Annotated in this window: 16 protein-coding genes, 9 tRNA genes and 1 rRNA gene; 24 read left to right on the top strand and 2 right to left on the bottom strand. The window is 42.1% G+C overall.

The features are described from left to right. From rrf to greA, 22 genes are all read left to right on the top strand, one after another. Positions 1-87: ribosomal RNA gene (gene rrf, locus A3I5_RS13045) — 5S ribosomal RNA — on the top strand; the annotation flags it as partial. A gap of 110 nt (positions 88-197) precedes the next feature. Then, positions 198-270: transfer RNA gene (locus A3I5_RS0103750), tRNA-Val, on the top strand. 134 nt (positions 271-404) lie between these two features. After that, positions 405-477 (top strand) — tRNA-Asp (locus tag A3I5_RS0103745). Positions 478-517: 40 nt separating this feature from the next. Further along, positions 518-590: transfer RNA gene (locus A3I5_RS0103740), tRNA-Lys, on the top strand. A gap of 5 nt (positions 591-595) precedes the next feature. Continuing rightward, positions 596-677 (top strand) — tRNA-Leu (locus A3I5_RS0103735). 11 nt (positions 678-688) lie between these two features. Further along, positions 689-761 (top strand) — tRNA-Thr (locus A3I5_RS0103730). 20 nt (positions 762-781) lie between these two features. Beyond that, positions 782-853 (top strand) — tRNA-Gly (locus tag A3I5_RS0103725). Between the two features lie 9 nt (positions 854-862). Then, positions 863-946 (top strand) — tRNA-Leu (locus A3I5_RS0103720). Positions 947-957: 11 nt separating this feature from the next. After that, positions 958-1031, top strand: a tRNA-Arg gene (locus A3I5_RS0103715). A 23-nt stretch (positions 1032-1054) separates the two neighbouring features. Next, positions 1055-1128: transfer RNA gene (locus A3I5_RS0103710), tRNA-Pro, on the top strand. Between the two features lie 105 nt (positions 1129-1233). Then, a complete protein-coding gene (gene nrdR, locus A3I5_RS0103705; protein ID WP_018373285.1) occupies positions 1234-1713 on the top strand; it encodes a transcriptional regulator NrdR in 480 nt (159 codons plus the stop codon). Continuing rightward, entirely contained in the window at positions 1703-2869 is a 1167-nt protein-coding gene (locus A3I5_RS0103700; RefSeq protein WP_018373284.1) for a replication initiation and membrane attachment family protein, read from the top strand. The genes nrdR and A3I5_RS0103700 overlap by 11 nt, the downstream gene beginning before the upstream one ends. Before the next feature lies 1 nt (position 2870). Next, positions 2871-3773, top strand: a complete 903-nt coding sequence (gene dnaI / locus A3I5_RS0103695) for a primosomal protein DnaI (RefSeq protein ID WP_018373283.1) — start codon at positions 2871-2873, stop codon at positions 3771-3773. Continuing rightward, complete coding sequence (locus A3I5_RS0103690) at positions 3770-4495, top strand: nitroreductase family protein (RefSeq protein ID WP_018373282.1); 726 nt, start codon at positions 3770-3772, stop codon at positions 4493-4495. Before dnaI ends, A3I5_RS0103690 begins: the two co-directional genes overlap by 4 nt. A 67-nt stretch (positions 4496-4562) precedes the next feature. After that, positions 4563-5873 (top strand): ribosome biogenesis GTPase Der, encoded by a 1311-nt coding sequence (der, locus tag A3I5_RS0103685; RefSeq protein ID WP_018373281.1) that lies wholly within the window; start codon positions 4563-4565, stop codon positions 5871-5873. 75 nt (positions 5874-5948) lie between these two features. Beyond that, the gene (locus tag A3I5_RS0103680) at positions 5949-6290 is read left to right on the top strand and encodes a hypothetical protein (RefSeq protein ID WP_018373280.1); all 342 of its coding nucleotides are present in this window, start codon (positions 5949-5951) and stop codon (positions 6288-6290) included. Between the two features lie 452 nt (positions 6291-6742). Then, complete coding sequence (locus tag A3I5_RS0103675) at positions 6743-9844, top strand: pilus expression-regulating Snf2 family helicase (RefSeq protein WP_018373279.1); 3102 nt, start codon at positions 6743-6745, stop codon at positions 9842-9844. An 87-nt stretch (positions 9845-9931) separates the two neighbouring features. Further along, entirely contained in the window at positions 9932-10618 is a 687-nt protein-coding gene (zapJ, locus tag A3I5_RS0103670) for a divisome accessory protein ZapJ (protein ID WP_040834529.1), read from the top strand. Then, positions 10618-11949 carry a UDP-N-acetylmuramate--L-alanine ligase gene (murC, locus tag A3I5_RS0103665; protein ID WP_018373277.1) on the top strand — a complete coding sequence of 444 codons (1332 nt, stop codon included), beginning with the start codon at positions 10618-10620 and terminating at the stop codon, positions 11947-11949. Before zapJ ends, murC begins: the two co-directional genes overlap by 1 nt. Positions 11950-11955: 6 nt before the next feature. Continuing rightward, the gene (locus A3I5_RS0103660; protein ID WP_026216908.1) at positions 11956-12453 is read left to right on the top strand and encodes a GNAT family N-acetyltransferase; all 498 of its coding nucleotides are present in this window, start codon (positions 11956-11958) and stop codon (positions 12451-12453) included. A gap of 389 nt (positions 12454-12842) precedes the next feature. Continuing rightward, on the top strand, positions 12843-14510 hold the full coding sequence (gene mltG / locus A3I5_RS0103655; RefSeq protein WP_018373275.1) for an endolytic transglycosylase MltG: 1668 nt from the start codon (positions 12843-12845) through the stop codon (positions 14508-14510). 78 nt (positions 14511-14588) lie between these two features. Continuing rightward, positions 14589-15071 (top strand): transcription elongation factor GreA, encoded by a 483-nt coding sequence (greA, locus tag A3I5_RS0103650; protein ID WP_018373274.1) that lies wholly within the window; start codon positions 14589-14591, stop codon positions 15069-15071. 111 nt (positions 15072-15182) lie between these two features. Here the strand turns inward: greA and yidC are convergent, their stop codons facing one another. Both yidC and A3I5_RS0103640 read right to left on the bottom strand, forming a co-directional pair. After that, the gene (gene yidC / locus A3I5_RS0103645) at positions 15183-16118 is read right to left on the bottom strand and encodes a membrane protein insertase YidC (protein WP_018373273.1); all 936 of its coding nucleotides are present in this window, start codon (positions 16116-16118) and stop codon (positions 15183-15185) included. A gap of 83 nt (positions 16119-16201) precedes the next feature. After that, entirely contained in the window at positions 16202-16486 is a 285-nt protein-coding gene (locus A3I5_RS0103640; RefSeq protein WP_026216907.1) for an acylphosphatase, read from the bottom strand. A gap of 32 nt (positions 16487-16518) precedes the next feature. On the opposite strand from A3I5_RS0103640, the gene A3I5_RS0103635 reads away from it, so the two are divergent. Both A3I5_RS0103635 and A3I5_RS0103630 read left to right on the top strand, forming a co-directional pair. Next, positions 16519-17259 (top strand): TrmH family RNA methyltransferase, encoded by a 741-nt coding sequence (locus A3I5_RS0103635; RefSeq protein ID WP_018373272.1) that lies wholly within the window; start codon positions 16519-16521, stop codon positions 17257-17259. A gap of 305 nt (positions 17260-17564) precedes the next feature. Further along, positions 17565-18062 carry an HD domain-containing protein gene (locus tag A3I5_RS0103630; RefSeq protein WP_018373271.1) on the top strand — a complete coding sequence of 166 codons (498 nt, stop codon included), beginning with the start codon at positions 17565-17567 and terminating at the stop codon, positions 18060-18062. Positions 18063-18064: the final 2 nt, after the last annotated feature.

Genomic DNA, 18064 nt, shown 5'->3' with positions numbered 1-18064 from the left:
TGTTTCCATGCCGAACACAGCAGTTAAGTCCTAGCACGCCTGAAGTAGTTGGGGGGTTCCCCCTGTGAGATAAGGGAGTTGCTTAGCGAGAGGGAGTTTAGCTCAGTTGAAAGCGAGAGGAATTTGAGCTTTCAATCGGGAGATAGGGGAAGCGAAGCTTTCTACCTTTTCCCAGCTAGAGTTAAACTGCCATTTATGGGAGTTTAGCTCAGCTGGGAGAGCATCTGCCTTACAAGCAGAGGGTCAGCGGTTCGATCCCGTTAACTCCCATAAACTAAGTAACTAAAGGCGTTAAGAAAAGCGACTGATTTTAGGAAATCAGCGTAGAAGTCATAAGGACTTCAAGCGGATTTATCTAAATCACAGCTTTTTAGCCTGAGTACAATTTTGTACAGTGGTTAGAAGGTCCCGTAGTGTAGCGGTTATCACGTCGCCCTGTCACGGCGAAGATCGCGGGTTCGATTCCCGTCGGGACCGTATTCAGCTAAGGTTGGATAGAACAATAGGATAAGAAGATGACTCGTTAGCTCAGTTGGTAGAGCAACTGACTTTTAATCAGTGGGTCACTGGTTCGAGTCCAGTACGGGTCATAGATGCGAGTTTGGCGGAATTGGCAGACGCACCAGATTTAGGATCTGGCGCCGATAGGCGTGGGGGTTCAAGTCCCTTAACTCGCATAGAAAGATAGGCCGGCTTAGCTCAGTTGGTAGAGCATCTGATTTGTAATCAGAGGGTCGCGTGTTCAAGTCATGTAGCCGGCATAGAGAAGAAATAAGTAGATGCGAACGTAGTTCAGTGGTAGAACATCACCTTGCCAAGGTGGGGGTCGCGGGTTCGAATCCCGTCGTTCGCTTGAGGCGACGCCGGGGTGGCGGAACTGGCAGACGCACAGGACTTAAAATCCTGCGATGGCAACATCGTACCGGTTCGATTCCGGTTCTCGGCATATATGATAGAGCACCCTTAGCTCAATTGGATAGAGTACCTGACTACGAATCAGGCGGTTAGAGGTTCGACTCCTCTAGGGTGCATATAGGACGGAAGTTTTATAGTTCGGGAAGTAGCTCAGCTTGGTAGAGTACTTGGTTTGGGACCAAGGGGTCGCAGGTTCGAATCCTGTCTTCCCGATTTTTTTGTTTTGTCTTGAAGTGGTGAGTCAAGGTTTCGGCTTGCTTTTTTTATAGCTTATTTTATGGTAAAATAAGATGATATTAGTTGTGAGTGAGGTTTTTTATGCGGTGTCCTAAATGTACTGGTCTTAAGTCAAGTGTTGTAGATAGTCGTCAGGCCGAAGATGGTCATACTATTCGTCGAAGAAGGGAATGTGAGGAGTGCCATTACCGGTTCACGACCTATGAGCGTGTCGAAGAAAAAACGTTAGTGGTGGTTAAAAAAGACGGTAATAGAGAACAGTTTTCTCGTGATAAAATTTTTAATGGGATTATACGTTCGGCTCAGAAACGTCCTGTTTCAAGTGATGATATTGACCAGATTGTCAATCGCATTGAGCAAAAGATACGTAGTCAACATGATGGTGAAGTAGCGAGTGATTTTATTGGTAGTCTAGTCATGGACGAGCTTTCAGAGCTGGATGAGATTACTTACGTTCGTTTCGCCAGTGTTTATAGGAGCTTTAAAGATGTTGCTGAACTAGAGTCATTGCTCAAGGAAGTTATTTATGGAAATAAGAAAAAGGAAGCTAATGAAACCTAACGAGACTTTTTCATTTATGGAGCATAATCAAATCCAGCCTGATCTATTTTGTTTAGGGCGCTTCTATGTCCCTTTAATAGGGTCTTCTGGTCTTTCTTTGTATATTTATTTCCAATCCTTTTATGATCTAGGGCTTGAAGAACATCTTTTTAGTGATATTTTAAATCACCTTAACTTTGGTATTGAAGAGTTTGAGAAAAATCTTGCAATATTGACTGCTGTTAAGCTAGTCTCTCTCTCTCAAAAAGAGGATGACTCTTACATGATTGAGTTGCACTCACCTTTAACGAAGGAAGCTTTTCTGAAGCATCAGGTTCTTTCAAAGTTGTTGGAGAGAAAAATTGGTGAACATGCTTTTAAACGTTTAAGTTTGGAGCCAGAGTCGTCATCAGCGATGCGTTCCTTGGATAAAGGGTTATCTGAATTCTTTCAAGATATACCAGATTTAAAAGAAGATTCGCGAATAGTCAATGATGATGATTTTGATTTGTTGCACTTCAAGCAGTTGATGGCTCGAGACCAATTACGGTTTGAAGATGAGCAATCTGATATTTTGGCTTTGTTTAATTATGCGGAATTGGGTAAGAAGACTTGGTTTGAGACCTATCAGGTTGCTAAGGAAACAGCTGTTGGTCAAGTCATTTCGACCAAGCGCATGATGAAAACTCTGGAGAGTGCTTCGTCTGATTTGACTGAATTTACACAGGGGGAGCAGTCTCTAATTCGTTGGGCAAAGTCGCGAAAGCCCTTGGAATTTTTAAGGGATCAAAAGCAATTTCGACAAGCCTCTATTACAAACTCGGAACGTCAAGTGTTAAAAGAATTAGCCCAACTTGGCTTGCTAGATTCGGTTATCAATGTTTTGGTTCATTTTACCTTAACAAAGACGGACAGTGCTAACCTAAATGAGAAATATGCTCTTAAATTGGGCAATGACCTGTCCTATAAGGGAGTTAATAGTGCTGAAGCAGCAGTCATCTTCCTGCGAGAACCTAGAAATAAGGAAGAAGTGGGGCGTGCTAAAAAGCAAGGGACAAACACGAAAACCAATGTGCCTGAGTGGAGCAAGGAAAGCTACCGGACAGAAGCTACTGCTGAAGAATTAGAAGAACTTGAGGCGCTTCGTCGTCGAATGCTAGGAGATAAGGAGGTCTGACATGTTAAATATTGGAGAACAACTATCAAACCGTCTTAATAAGGGACAAAAGTCCTACACGGAATTACGGGCTGAGACTTTAGCAGATGGGGATGTTCAGGCTTTCATTTTAGACCATAAACTGAGTGAGGACGAGATTGCTCGATCTATTTCTAAGTTTTTTGAATACATCAAGGAGCGGGACAAATTTAAGAGCCAGTCTGAAGATTATATTATGAAAGGCTATCGTCCAATTCTGATAAAGAATAAGGGCTACGCTGATGTCAGTTATGCTGAGACAGCTGAGCTAGTCAAAGTCCTTTCTCAGAAAACAATCAATCAACGGATTAAGCTGGTCAATCTTCCTAAAAGTTTACGACAGATTTCAGCAAGGGATATGGATTTTAGTGATCCCAACCGTATGCAGGTTTATGCTTATCTAGCCGATTTCGTGGAGAATTTTCATAAACACTACCAACAGGGGCTATATCTCTATGGCTCTTTTGGTGTTGGTAAGACTTATATCATGGCTTATTTGGCGCGGGAATTGTCTGAAAAGTGCCATGCGGGAACAACGCTCTTACATTTTCCAAGTTTTGCTGTAGATGTTAAAAATGCAATCAGTAGCAATTCAGTTAAGGCTATGTTGGATGAGATAAAAACCTCTTCTGTACTTGTTTTAGACGACATCGGGGCGGAACAATTCAGTGCCTGGATTCGCGATGATGTCTTACAGGTTATTTTGCAATACCGTATGCAGGAGGAGTTGCCGACTTTCTTTACCTCAAACTTTAGTTTTGAGGATTTGGAACGCCATTTTGCTAATGGACGATCTGGGGACGAGACTTGGCAGGCCAAACGTCTCATGGAGCGGATTAAATTTTTGGCCAAGCCCTTGCACTTGAAAGGAGATAATCGTCGATGAGTGATATGATTAAACTGATGAAAAGCCATGTTTCTGTAAGGTCTTTTACGGATGAGGTTATTCCTGAGGAGCATCTCAAAGAAATCTTAGAAGCGGGTCAGGCGGCTTCAAGTTGGAAAAATTTCCAGTCTTACAGTATTATTAAGGTTCGTTCTCAGGAAACGAAGCAGGCGATCTATGATCTTGAATCACAGCATTGGATTAAGACTTGTGATACGTTTTTACTCATGGTTGGGGATTTGAACCGTGCCAAGGTGGCGGTAGATTTGCGCAACGCTTCTTTCTACCCAGAAGGTGTTGAAAATTTGCTGATTTCATCTGTTGATGCGGCTTTAGTTGGTCAAAATATCTTGCTAGCGGCTGAAAGTCTGGGTTACGGTGGGGTTATGATTGGCATGGTACGCCAGTCTTCAGAAGGTTTGGCTGAGCTACTCAATCTGCCAGAATATACCTATCCGATTTTTGGGATTGCTCTTGGTGTGCCCAAGAAGCACAATCCTATAAAACCGCGTTTGCCATTAGAAACTGTCGTTTTTGACGAAAAATACCGAGTGGCTGATAGTCAGGTCATTCATGACTTTGATGCTGTACAAACGGCCTATGCTGGTGCCCGTCAAACAGAACTTTGGTCGGAACGGATTGTCCAACAATTTGGTCAGCCAGAGAGTCCTGTGACAGAGCACTATCTTAAAAAACAGAAATTACTCAGAAGTGAAGATTAGGCAAGCATGTAGCTCTGCCATTGGCCAAAACTTCAAAAAAGAGGATTAGAATAAGGAGGGAGGCCTCATGGCTTTACCAACGATTGCGATTGTCGGACGCCCTAATGTCGGCAAGTCGACTTTATTTAATCGGATTGCAGGCGAGCGGATTTCCATTGTCGAGGATGTGGAGGGCGTGACGCGCGACCGTATTTATGCGACAGCTGAGTGGCTTAACCGCAAATTTTCCATTATTGATACAGGTGGAATTGACGATGTTGATGCGCCCTTTATGACGCAAATTAAGCATCAGGCGGAGATTGCTATGTCAGAGGCTGATGTTATTGTCTTTGTTGTATCTGGCAAGGAAGGCTTGACGGATGCGGATGAGTATGTGTCTCGAATTTTGTATAAGACCAATAAACCAGTCCTTTTGGTTGTCAATAAGGTCGATAATCCAGAGATGCGTAGCGACATCTACGATTTTTATGCGCTAGGATTGGGTGATCCTTATCCGGTATCATCGGTTCACGGTATCGGAACTGGTGATGTTCTTGATGCTATTGTGGAAAACCTGCCCCAAGAGGTTGAACCTGAAAATCCAGACATTATTAAGTTTAGTCTGATTGGTCGCCCCAATGTTGGAAAATCAAGTTTGATCAATGCTATTTTAGGTGAGGATAGAGTGATTGCATCACCTATAGCTGGAACAACGCGTGATGCCATTGACACGGATTTTGTAGATAGTGACGGGCAAGAGTTTACCATGATTGACACGGCTGGAATGCGCAAGTCGGGCAAGGTTTATGAAAATACTGAGAAGTACTCTGTTATGCGTGCCATGCGTGCCATTGACCGTTCGGACGTCGTTCTCATGGTCATTAACGCAGAAGAAGGCATTCGCGAGTACGATAAGCGGATTGCGGGCTTTGCTCATGAGGCTGGTAAAGGTATGATCATTGTGGTTAACAAGTGGGATACTATTGACAAAGATAATCATACTATGAAACAGTGGGAAGATGACATTCGTGACAATTTCCAATACCTGTCCTATGCACCGATTATCTTTGTGTCTGCCCTTACCAAGCAACGGCTTCATAAGTTGCCTGAGATGATTAAGCGCATCAGCCAGAGTCAGAATACACGGATTCCGTCTGCAGTGCTTAATGATGTCATTATGGATGCTATTGCCATCAACCCAACGCCGACCGATAAGGGGAAACGTCTCAAGATTTTTTACGCAACCCAAGTGGCAACCAAGCCGCCGACTTTTGTGGTCTTTGTCAACGAAGAAGAGCTTATGCATTTTTCCTACCTGCGTTTCTTGGAAAACCAAATCCGTAAAGCCTTTGTCTTTGAAGGGACACCGATTCATTTGATTGCACGGAAGAGGAAGTAGACCGCAGATCTATAATATGGTATAATAGGATTGTAAGGGTTTACAGTCCTGTTATTTTGCAGAAAGGAGATGTTTATGTTTAAAGACTATCAGCAACTGTACCGTGGTGTAACAGCGTATTTTAAAACTTATATTATCTTGCTTCTCCTTTTAATAGCCATTCTTTTGGCATTTGAGCGAGGCTGGGGGCTTTTCGTGGTTCTTTGGCTAACAGTGCCGCATTTGCCTTTTATCTTGTTAGCTTGGCTGTTCGCTTTTTTTGCCTATAAATCAGCTAATCGGGTCATCTGGTTATTATCTTTAGTTTGTCTTTTTTTGTCAATGGCTTGGTGGTTGTTTTATGGCTTAGAAGTACAGAGTTGGAGCTATGCGATTGGTGTGCCTTTCGTTATCTTTCCAATTGTTGCAACTATCTAGCTTTATCGACTTACCTCTAGGAGATCTTAAGAAAAGTATCACTTAGAAACTGTGTTCACAGCTTAATTACTTTGTTTGAGGCTAGTTTTCCACTGCTTATAGTTAGGTTTTTCAAAATACAGTCAATATTCCCTCAAAAACGGTCTCTCTTTTGTAGACAAAATCGATTGGGTGAAATCATGATTTTGGTTTCACTCTATTTTTAGGTTTAAAACTGGCTTGCTCTTTTGAACTATGGTATAATAGGGAGATGTTTTCATTGAATACACCTTAAAAGGTCAGAGTTGTTTTAGTGTGTCAGCTATAGGTTTCTGAAGGTTCTACGATTTTATCTATGAAGTTTTAGCTGCCCTGACTGGGGTTCAACAGTCTAAGGAATCGAAGATGGCTGAGTTGTCACCATTTTCATGCCCTTTTATGAATGGTTCTTTATATCTAACTTAGGAGAGATTATGAGTAGATTGATGCCAGGTTATGTTCGCAATCAGGGGATTGAGCTCTATGAAAACCAAGCCTTAAAAAACATAGTTATTGAGGATGAAGTGATAATCGCTGAGATTGAAGGTCACCAGATGACCTTCAGTTTTGAGGATTCTCTTATCCACTGTGATTGTGACCTTTTTGGAAAAAAAGGTTTCTGTCAGCATTTGGCTGCCATGGAATATTTTTTGAAAAATGACGAGCAGGGACAAGAACTGGCTGATGCGGTTCAATCTAGTAGCCAGCAAATCCAAGAAGAAGCTCGTCAAAAATCAGTTGGATCGGAATTTTTGGATCGGGTTTCAACAGATCATAGGCAGCATTTGCCGCAGTACCAACTAGAAGCTGAAGGACAGTACAGCAGCCTTGATCGCCAACTGGTCTGGACTTTGAAAATTCTGCGTTTGCCAGATACACGGTCCTATATTATTAGAGATATTAAGGCCTTTTTAAAGACACTCAAGTCTGGAAAAGAGTACCAGATTGGGAAGAATTATTTTGAATCGATTAGTCTAAGACAGTTTGACAAGCCAAGTCAGCAAGTGATTTCATTTTTGAATAAGCTTTTGCCTGATGCGGTTGATTTTGATACGAGTTTTTACCTGCCTAATTTTGGACGAAACCTGCGTCTCTCTGAAGGCTTTCTTGAAGAGGGAATTACAGTTTTGCAGGGACTTGCTCATTTTCAGCTTGTTTTGGATGAGCAGGTTTTTGATGGGTTACGGTTTGAGGATTTAACAGTTGACGCACCGCTGTTTCGCTTTGATGTCAAGGTGGAACAAACGTTTATTGAGTTAAGTCTTGCAGAAGCAGCCTACTATTTTTTCTTTCAAGGACGCTATTTGTTTTATGGTGGGACTTTTTATCGATTGACCAACCGTCAACAAACCCTTTTGCAGGCTTTTAAGACCTTGCCTGAAACGGACAATGGTCTGCGCATTTTGCAGGTGGATTTAGAGGACAAAGACCGTCTAGCCTTGCTCTTACTTGACTTGCAAGAAATGGGAAGTCTTAAGGCACCTAAGAACCTTAAAATCCATGATTTTGACGCTTTTTTTGAATTCACACGCTTGGATAATGATGTCGTCCGACTGCAAATGGCTCTGGATTTTAATAAAGTATGGATCCCTGACCAAGAGAGTCTATGGCGTCTGCCGTTTGCTATTCATTATCCTCATTTAGAGCAAATCTATCAGTTGATGGAAAAATATGGGTTTAAGGCAGGATTTACCAGTGAAAAACCTCTGATTCATAGTCAGGATTTCTATGATTTCTACACGGTCATCTTACCAGCTTTTGAGGAAATGGGTGATGTTGTCCTATCAGAGTCGCTGAGCGAAACCTATAGTTCCTCTCAGCCTAAGTTGCATTTAGACTTGACGGATGATTTTTTGGATGTGTCCTTTGACTTCCAAGATGTCACGGCAGACGAGATCTCAGCAGCTTATGAAGCTTTGCAGTCGGAACAGTCATACTATGTGACTGAGTCTGGCAAGATGATTATTTTTGATGAGGAGACGAAAAGGGTCAATCATACCTTGCAAGAGTTGCGAGCGCAGCTATTGCCAAACGGACATGTCAAACTTTCGACCTTATCTGCCATGCAGTTGGCGAGTGATTTTCAAGGAAATGATCAAATCAGTCTTTCGCAGTCTTTTCAGAGTTTGCTAGATGATTTGCGCTTTCCAGAACAGTTTGAGCTTGGTGCCTTTAAGCTAAATGCCAAATTGCGCGATTACCAGCTTTTGGGAGTCAAGTGGCTGTCCATGCTAGCTCATTATGGTCTAGGTGGGATTTTGGCAGATGATATGGGACTTGGAAAGACTTTGCAAGCGATTGCTTTTCTATCGTATGGTTTAAAAGCAGGGCAGAAAGCCTTGATTTTGGCACCGTCTAGCTTGATTTACAATTGGCAGGATGAGTTTGCCAAATTTACACCACATATTGATGTGGTCGTCTCTTATGGCTCCAAGGCTCAGCGCGTGGAATTGCTAGCTGGAGATCATCAAGTTATCGTGACTTCTTACGCTTCTTTCCGTCAAGATTTTGAGGAATTCCAAGAAAAGACTTTTGATTTGCTGATTTTAGATGAGGCTCAGGTCATGAAAAATGACCAGACAAAGATTGCGCATCACCTACGTCAATTTGAAGTCAAGTCATGCTTTGCCTTGTCTGGTACCCCAATTGAGAATCGTTTGACAGAAATTTGGTCTATTTTCCAGATTGTTCTGCCGGATCTTTTACCAGCCAAGCGCGCTTTTAACAAACTCTCAGCCAAAGAAGTCGCCCGTGTGATTCAGCCTTTCGTCCTCAGACGTCGGAAGGAAGAGGTCTTGGCCGAGTTGCCGGACTTGCTGGAAATTAATCAAATCAATGAATTGACTGATGATCAGAAAGCCATTTATCTGGCTCAGATTCAGCAGTTACGAGACAGTCTCAGTGGTGCTAGCGACAGCGAGATTAATCGTAAGAAAATTGAGATTTTATCTGCGATTACACGCCTCCGTCAAATCTGTAATACGCCGCAGCTTTTCATGCCTGATTACACAGGTGACAGCGGTAAGCTGGAAAGTCTGCGTCAGCTTTTACGTCAAGTCAAGGAAGGTAACCACCGTGTTCTCATTTTTTCACAATTTCGTGGCATGTTAGAGATTATCCAGAAAGAACTGGAAACTCTTGAAATAAGCTCTTACACCATTACGGGGGCTACCAAATCTGATGAGCGTCAGGAGATTACCAGAGCCTTTAATGCGGGTAGTCGAGATGCTGTTCTCATCTCTCTTAAGGCAGGAGGTGTCGGGATCAACTTGACTGGTGCCGATACGGTTATTCTAGTCGATCTTTGGTGGAATCCAGCTGTAGAAGATCAAGCGGTCGCACGTGCCTATCGTATGGGACAACAAAAAAATGTGGAATTTTACCGTCTTATCACGCGTGGCACAATTGAGGAAAAAATTCAAGCCCTGCAAGACAATAAACGTCAGCTTATTACGACAGTCTTAGATGGTCAGGACATGCGAGCCAGTCTGTCTGCAGATGATATCCGAGAAATTTTGAGTTTGCCGATACAGTAGTCTTTGCATGCGAGCCAGAAATAAGCTATAATGGAAGTTGCGAGCAAATGGTTTGCTTGAAAAAAGAGAGCAGAAAGGATGTTTGAGATGCGAGAACAATTTCCTCTTGTAGGTGATGATGAGACGATTATTGCTCAGCCGCCTATCATGGAACTTTATGATGACAGGGACTTGATTTCAAATATTCAAGGGCCGTATGAGGAGCCAGTCTTTGTGGGAGAAGCAGAGAAAGTTCAGTTGTCAGATTATGACAAAACTTCTTTGACGATACCTACCAAAGTTTCAAATCAAGATTCTCCTTATGATAATCTCAAAAGTTCTACGGTATCTCAAACAACTGCGAAGTCGGTTAAGCCAGAAAACTTTGCTAAAGGGATTAGACGAGAACAAATCTCTTACACACAGGCTGCTAGAGAGCAAGCTAGAGCAGATTTAAGGCAGAAACGGTCAGCTCCTTATTTGAATTTTGATAAACCAGGATTTAAGAGTAAGGAATTGCCCAAACCAAAACCGACCCAGAGAGAGCTGGATAAGGAACAGATGGATGATTTAATGCGAGCAGCTAGTCGCTTACACCAATCGTCCTATATTTTAGCTGACATTAATCCAGAAGTTCAGCTAGAATTGCCTCTTGAAATCGAGCGTTCTAAGAAAAATACTTATGATTTTCTAAAGACGAGTCAAGTCTATAACTATCAAGAAAACCGCCAAAAGAAAGAAAAGAAAGTCGCGCAAGAGTTAAATTTGACGCGTTTTGAACAATGGAAAAAATAATGACAAAAACTTATCATTTTATCGGGATTAAAGGCTCAGGAATGTCAGCTTTAGCGCTTATGCTCCATCAAATGGGTCACAAGGTTCAAGGGTCAGACGAGGAAAAATATTATTTCACTCAGCGTGGTCTTGAACAAGCTGGGATAACGATTTTGCCTTTTTCAGAAGAAAATCTCTCAGCTGATGTTGAGATTATTGTAGGGAATGCCTTTAAGGTAGGAAATAATGTTGAAGTTGCCTATGCCGAATCTAATGGTATTCCTTATCGTCGCTATCATGAATTCCTTGGGGACTTTATGAAGAGCTTTACCAGCCTTGGTGTAGCAGGGGCTCATGGTAAGACATCTACGACTGGTTTGTTAGCGCACGTCATGCGTCATATCACCGATACCAGTTTCTTGATTGGAGATGGTACTGGGCGTGGTTCAGCGACGGCTAAGTATTTTGTTTTTGAATCGGATGAGTATGAACGACATTTCCTACCTTATCATCCAGAGTATTCCATCATTACAAATGTTGACTTTGACCATCCAGACTACTTTACCAGTCTTGAAGATGTTTGCAACGCTTTTGATGAATATGCTAAGCAAGTTACAAAGGGGCTATTTATTTACGGGGAAGACCAGCATCTTCGTCAGATCACTGCAAATGCTCCAATATACTACTACGGTTTTTCAGAAAACAACGATTACATTGCCTATGACATCAAACGTTCCACTGCTGGATCAACTTTTAAAGTTCGATATGGACAGGACGAACTTGGCTTATTTAGCATTCCAACCTTTGGTCAGCACAATGTCATGAATGCAACAGCTGTTATTGCTAATCTCCATCAAGCAGGGTTCGATTTGGACTTGGCCCGTGAACATCTGATTACCTTTGGTGGTGTTAAACGTCGTTTTACTGAGAAAAAAGTAAATGACACAGTGATTATTGATGATTTTGCGCACCATCCCACAGAGATTATGGCGACTATTGACGCTGCACGTCAGAAATACCCAAGTAAAGAAATCGTTGCTATTTTCCAACCGCATACGTTTACCAGAACAATTGCGCTTTTGGATGAGTTTGCAGAAGCTCTGGAATTAGCAGATGCGGTTTATTTAGCGCAGATTTATGGCTCAGCACGAGAAGTTGACAATGGTGAAGTGAAGGTTGAAGACTTGGCTGCTAAAATCAGTAAGCCAGGCTCTGTGGTAACTGTAGAAAATGTATCACCATTGCTTGATCATGACAATGCTGTCTATGTCTTTATGGGGGCTGGCGATATTCAATCCTACGAATATTCTTTTGAGCGCTTACTCTCCCAACTCACTCAAAATGTCCAATAAATCATGATGATAATAAGAAATGCACAATTGGCAGATTTAGAAGCCATTGTTACTATCGAACAGACCAATTTTTCAGCAGAGGAGGCTTCCTCTGCTGAAGCACTTCTGACCCATATTCGCCATAATAGCGACACCTTTTTGGTTGCTGAAATAGCAGGAGAGATCGCTGGCTATATCGAAGGGCCTGTTATTGAAACGTCGTTTTTGACAGATGATCTTTTTCATGGATCTAAGCCCAATCCCACAAGTGGTGGAACAATTGCTGTGACTGGCTTAGCCATTTCAAAAGAATTTCAGGGGCAGGGAGTTGGTACGGCGCTTATTGCTGCCTTAAAGGATGTGGCGGTCTCTCAAAATCGTCTAGGAATTACCTTAACTTGTCATGATTACTTGATTTCCTACTATGAGATGAATGGATTTAGTGACCAAGGCTTGTCTGAATCGGTTCACGGTGGTGGCATTTGGTTTAACATGTCATGGTACAACTCAGAAAGACCATCATAAAGTTTTCAGATATGGCAAAAACCTTAAATCTTTTAAAACAAGGTTAGGATGTCCACATCGTACATAGGAAATCTTTTAATACTCTTTGACCATCAAAAGATTACATCGTCAACTTGTCTTGATGATGTAGTTCTACCTGAAACTTCATTTTCTAGTAGGCCTCTGCTTTTGATTTTATTTGAGTATTAGATGAGAACTGCCATTTTTTGAATTTTAATGGCTGTCATTTGCTGGAAAATATGCTATCTTAACTCGTTTTCCTATAGAATTGCATTTAGCTAGTAGATCACTATTTTTCATGCATTTGGCGCGTGATGTGGGTGAAAAGGCTTGCTTTTATGGCCTTTTTAGGATATAATGACTAGTAATTGTGTGAAAGGAGTTAGCCATTGTCTGATAAATTAAATCCAAATGACCAAGAGTTAACTTTTAAAGAGCGAATTTTGAGAGATTTAGAAATTCTAAAATCTCAAGTTGAAGAGGCTGATGAGACAGCCTTTAATCAAGTAAAATCTGATGAAGAGACACAAGGGGTTGCAGTAGCCGAAATTGAACGTTTAAAGGCTGATTTAGAGTCGAAATTATCTGGGCCAAGTGAAGAAGGTCAACCTGTCAAAGCTGAAGAAGTTCCTGATTTTGTTGCCGAACAAGCTAGGAAACTCTCTGAGCAGTCGCTTGAGCCACCTCTTCGCCAGTCAGTCATACCTGAACCAGAAGCTGTTCCTTATAAGGTTGATTTGACCTTTAATCCCGAAGTTGATCCAAATGAAGAGTTTATGGAGACAGAAAAAGCAGAAGCTTCATCTGTAGCTCCAGTAGACGCTAGCAGTCAGTCAGGAAATGAAATGGCACCAACAAGGCGCAGCCGCTCTGCTTATCCAGATAGAGCACCGAAGAAGAATAAAAAGGTGAAGAAAAAGAAGAGCAAGGCAAGAAAATTGACTGTATGGATTTTTACAACCTTGCTACTTGTTTTAGTTGCTACGAGCGTAGCTGGTTATTTCTTTGTTAAGGATAGCCTAGGACCTGTTGACGCGAAGTCGACAGAGTATGTCCAAGTTCAGATTGCAGAGGGCTCTTCTGTTAAAGCCATTGCACAAACCCTTGAGAAAGAGGGAGTGATCAAGAATGCGACGGTGTTTGATCTCTATGCTAAGGTGAAGAATTTATCTGGCTTCCAAAGTGGTTATCATCAACTGCAAAAAAGCATGAATGTAGATGAAATTATCGCTGTTCTTCAACAAGAAGGCACTGCTGAAGAGGTCGTTCCAGCAAAAGGCAAGGTGACTATTCCAGAAGGATACACGCTTAAGCAGATTTCAGAAGCAGTAGCTGTTAATGCAGCTTCATCTACCAAAGCGTCATCGCCATTCACAGCTGAGGAATTTATGTCTCTTGTGACAGATGAGACGTTCATTGCTGAGATGCAAGCCAAGTATCCTGATCTTTTAGGCGGTTTGCCAACAGCAGATACAGGAGTGATCTATCGTCTGGAAGGCTATCTCTTCCCAGCGACTTACGAGTATCAGGAAGGAACAACCATCCGTGATCTTGTTGATCAGATGCTAGGTGCTATGGATGCTAATCTACGTCCGTATTATGAGACTATTTCTGCTAAAGAGCAGACAGTTAATCAGATTTTGACCCTAGCTTCACTTGTTGAGAAGGAAGGCTCCTCTGATCAGGACCGTAAAAACATTGCCAGCGTATTCTATAATCGTATGCAATTTGGCATGCCTCTTCAATCTAATATTGCCATCCTTTATGCAGAAGGCAAATTGGGCGAAAAGATTACCCTAGCTGAAGATGCGACGATTAACACGCAAATTGAATCGCCTTATAACGTATACACCCATCTTGGTTACATGCCTGGTCCAGTAGACAGTCCAAGTCTATCTGCCATCAAAGCAACGATTGAACCAAGTACGACAGAGTACTTCTACTTCGTAGCTGATGTGACGACAGGTCAAGTCTACTTTGCCAATACGATAGAAGAGCATAATACCAATGTTCAAACCTATGTAAACGAAAAGATTCAATCTTCTACAGGACAATAAAAATAAAAAGCAAAATGATGTGCGACGTCACATTATTTTGTTTTGCTAAAAATAGAAAAAGAAAAGAGAAAAAGAAAAATGGCTGAAAAAACTTTCCCTATGACCCTTGCTGAAAAAGAGCAATTGGAAAAAGAACTTGAAGAATTAAAATTGGTTCGTCGTCCAGAAATTGTTGAACGAATCAAAATCGCGCGTTCATACGGTGATCTCTCTGAAAACAGTGAATATGAAGCTGCAAAAGACGAACAGGCTTTTGTAGAAGGGCAAATCTCAACGATTGAAAATCAAATCCGTAATGCTGAAATTGTTGATAGTGACGCTGTCGCAGCAGATGAAGTGGCGATTGGCAAGTCTGTCACCATTCAAGAAATTGGAGAGAAAGATACAGAAGTCTACACTATCGTTGGTGCAGCTTCTGCAGATGTTTTTGCAGGTAAAATCTCAAACGAAAGCCCAATGGGACATGCTTTGATTGGCAATAAAGTTGGTGATACGGTCACTATTCCAACTCCAGCTGGTAGCTATGATGTCACTATTGTAAAAGTTGAAAAAGCAAGCTAAATCATCTTCCTAATGGGCAGGAAAAAACGAAAAACACAGATAGGCTTTACTTGAATGGTATCAAGTAAAATCTGTCTGTGTTTTTCCATTTATCTGCGACTTTTTGTTAGTCTATCTTGAACGTTGCTTTCCGGCATTACGTTTTTTATTGGATTTTTTAATGTTGTTTGGCATAATGGCCTGATTCATAGAAGCAGGGGTTACATCTTTTTTATAAGTTGAAGTCGTTGCAGGGCGTGCTTTTGGAGGGTTTTTTTCAAATTCTTCTGCAACGATACGTTTGTGGTATGGACGCACCAGGTAGTTGACAATCAACTGTTGGATAATTTGAATGATACCACCTACCAACCAATAGAGGGTCACGCCAGCTGGCGATGTAAAGGACATGACAACAATCATGAGAGGGCTCACATACATCATGGTTTTCATTTGTTCGCGTTGCATGGGATCAACTGCTTGCATAGAAATGTAGGACTGGATGAAGTAGAGGATACCGACAACAGCTGTTAAAATAAGAGATGGTTTTCCGAGATCCATGCCTAGGAAAGTCGCTTCGGTCACACCAGGAGTATAACGAGCTGCATAGAAGATGGCTGTAAAGAAAGGCATTTGAATCAAGAGCGGTAGGCAGCCCATGCCGCCAAACATAGAAACACCGTTTTCTTTTTGAACGGCCATCATTTCTTGCTGGATGAGCAACTGCTCTTGCTGGTCTTTAGCGTTTTTCAGGCGTTCTTGAATCGGATCAAGAACGGGTTTGAGGTGTTCGCGGCGAACAGCTTGATAGCTAGCCTTCCATGCTTGGTAAAGTCCCAAGGGGAAAATAATCGCGCGGACAATCAAGGTTGTCAAGATGATGCCTGTCCCGTAGCCAAAGCCTTGGTCTTTGGCAAAGAAGGTGATGAGTTGTCCCATAGGCGCCACCAAGAAATTATATACCCACCCTTCACCAGTAGGGACGCCGTTTTTGGTTTGGACACAGCCTGCTAAAACAATAATTGCCATTAAGGCAAGTCCTGCGAGGCGTAATAGTTGTTTCTTTTTCACTAATTTAAACTTCCTTTTTAAAAGTAATACCTTTCTATTCTACCTTTTTTTAGGGAATTAAACAAGTTTTACCCTTGGGATTTTTAGTATGGATGTTGAACTTTAAAGTCCTTATAATCCTCAAAATTAGCGATCGTTACATCAAGGTAGGATACGTTTGAAAAGGGTGTTGGTCCTTTTCGGATATCATGGATAAACTGGCTGATTTTTTCAGGATAGTCAGACTGGGCAAGAATAGTCACAGTCCCGTCATCATTATTCCAGACGCGCCCTGTGATATCACCAATTTCGACAGCTAAGGAAAGCACTCCCCAGCGAAAGCCAACGCCTTGAACACGACCAGAAGCTGTCATTTTTACTTTTTTCATAGGGTTAATCTCCTTTATGGTATAATATCGTTATGGAAATTATAACATCTAAAGCCAATAATGCAATCAAAAATGCTAAAAAATTACACCAAAAGAAGTATCGGAAAAAAAGTTATCTGATTGAAGGCTGGCACCTTTTTGAAGAAGCTGTCGCCTCAGATGCAGACATTCATCAGATTTTTGTTTTGGAGGAAATGGCAGAACGGGTCAGTCAGTATCCTCAGGCAGTGCAAGTGACGCCAGATATTTTGAAAGATTTGGCAGATAGCCCATCTCCTCAAGGCATTGTAGCTGTTTTGGCTATGCCAGAGCAATCCTTACCCAAACAGCTTTCTGGACGGTTTCTGGTTTTAGAGGATGTTCAGGATCCAGGAAATGTCGGAACGATGATTCGTACTGCAGATGCGGCTGGGTTTGATGGGGTGATCATCTCGGATAGGACGGCTGATATCTACAATCTTAAAACGCTACGCTCTATGCAGGGGAGTCATTTCCACTTGCCTATCTATCGAGTTGCTATGGAGAATGCTTTAAAGCAACTCAAAGAAGCTGCCATCCCGATCGTGGCAACAACTTTGTCGGAGCAATCCGTTGACTATCGCCAACTGCCAAAATGCAAAAATTTGGCTTTGATCATGGGCAATGAAGGTCAGGGGATTAGCCAGCTGGTCAGTGAACAGGCTGACTATCTGGTTCATATTGCGATGCCAGGCCGGGCGGAGAGTCTCAATGTGGCTGTGGCGGCTGGAATCGTCATCTTTAGTGTCCTTTAAGCTAGCTATGTTATTCTTAGACTAGCAAGGCTCGGAGTGTCTATTTAGAACCTGACTTCACAGCTCCGAAGTTTCATCCAAGGCTGCTTTTTTGCTGGACATCGGTCGTTTTTTCAAAATACAGTTAGTTTTTTTCAAAAAACTGTCTTGATAATCGAAATAGATTTCTCAAACCAAGGATTTCGCTGTGAATACAGGTTTTTAGAAATAAAGCCTTAAAAATGATATAATAAGGTGTAGTCACTCTTAGGAAGGAAGTGCCATTGGGGTACTCCTAGAGCGAGCTATCAGCGAGGATTTTGCCTATGCACTATACGAAAGATAAAGAATTTATGGGGTATGTGGGACAATTAATTGATAACCCACGGATGCAACGGATGGACAAGATTGTCCACCATCATCATTCAACGCGCTTGAAACACTCTATAAACGTTGCCTACACGAGTTATAAGATTGCCAAGAAATTCGGCTGGGATGCTAAGTCGACAGCCCGTGGTGGACTTATGCATGATATGTTTTACTACGATTGGCGGACGACCAAGTTTAACAAGGGACACGCCTGGGTACATCCGCGGATTGCTCTGCGCAATGCTCGCAAAATCACAACGGTTAACAAGCTAGAAGAGGATATTATCCTCAAACACATGTGGGGAGCAACCATTGCTCCGCCGCGTTATAAAGAAGCCTACATTGTAACAGCAGTGGATAAGTATTGGGCGGTGCGTGAGGCAATTACGCCCTATACAGAAGCCTTTAAACAGCGTCGTCCGCGCCTGTTTCATCGTAAGATGTTAAAACGCTAATT

The organism is Streptococcus merionis DSM 19192, assembly GCF_000380085.1.
Taxonomy (GTDB): domain Bacteria; phylum Bacillota; class Bacilli; order Lactobacillales; family Streptococcaceae; genus Streptococcus; species Streptococcus merionis.
The sequence above is the reverse complement of the archived record's forward strand: the minus strand, read 5'-3'. Positions and strand labels throughout refer to the sequence as shown.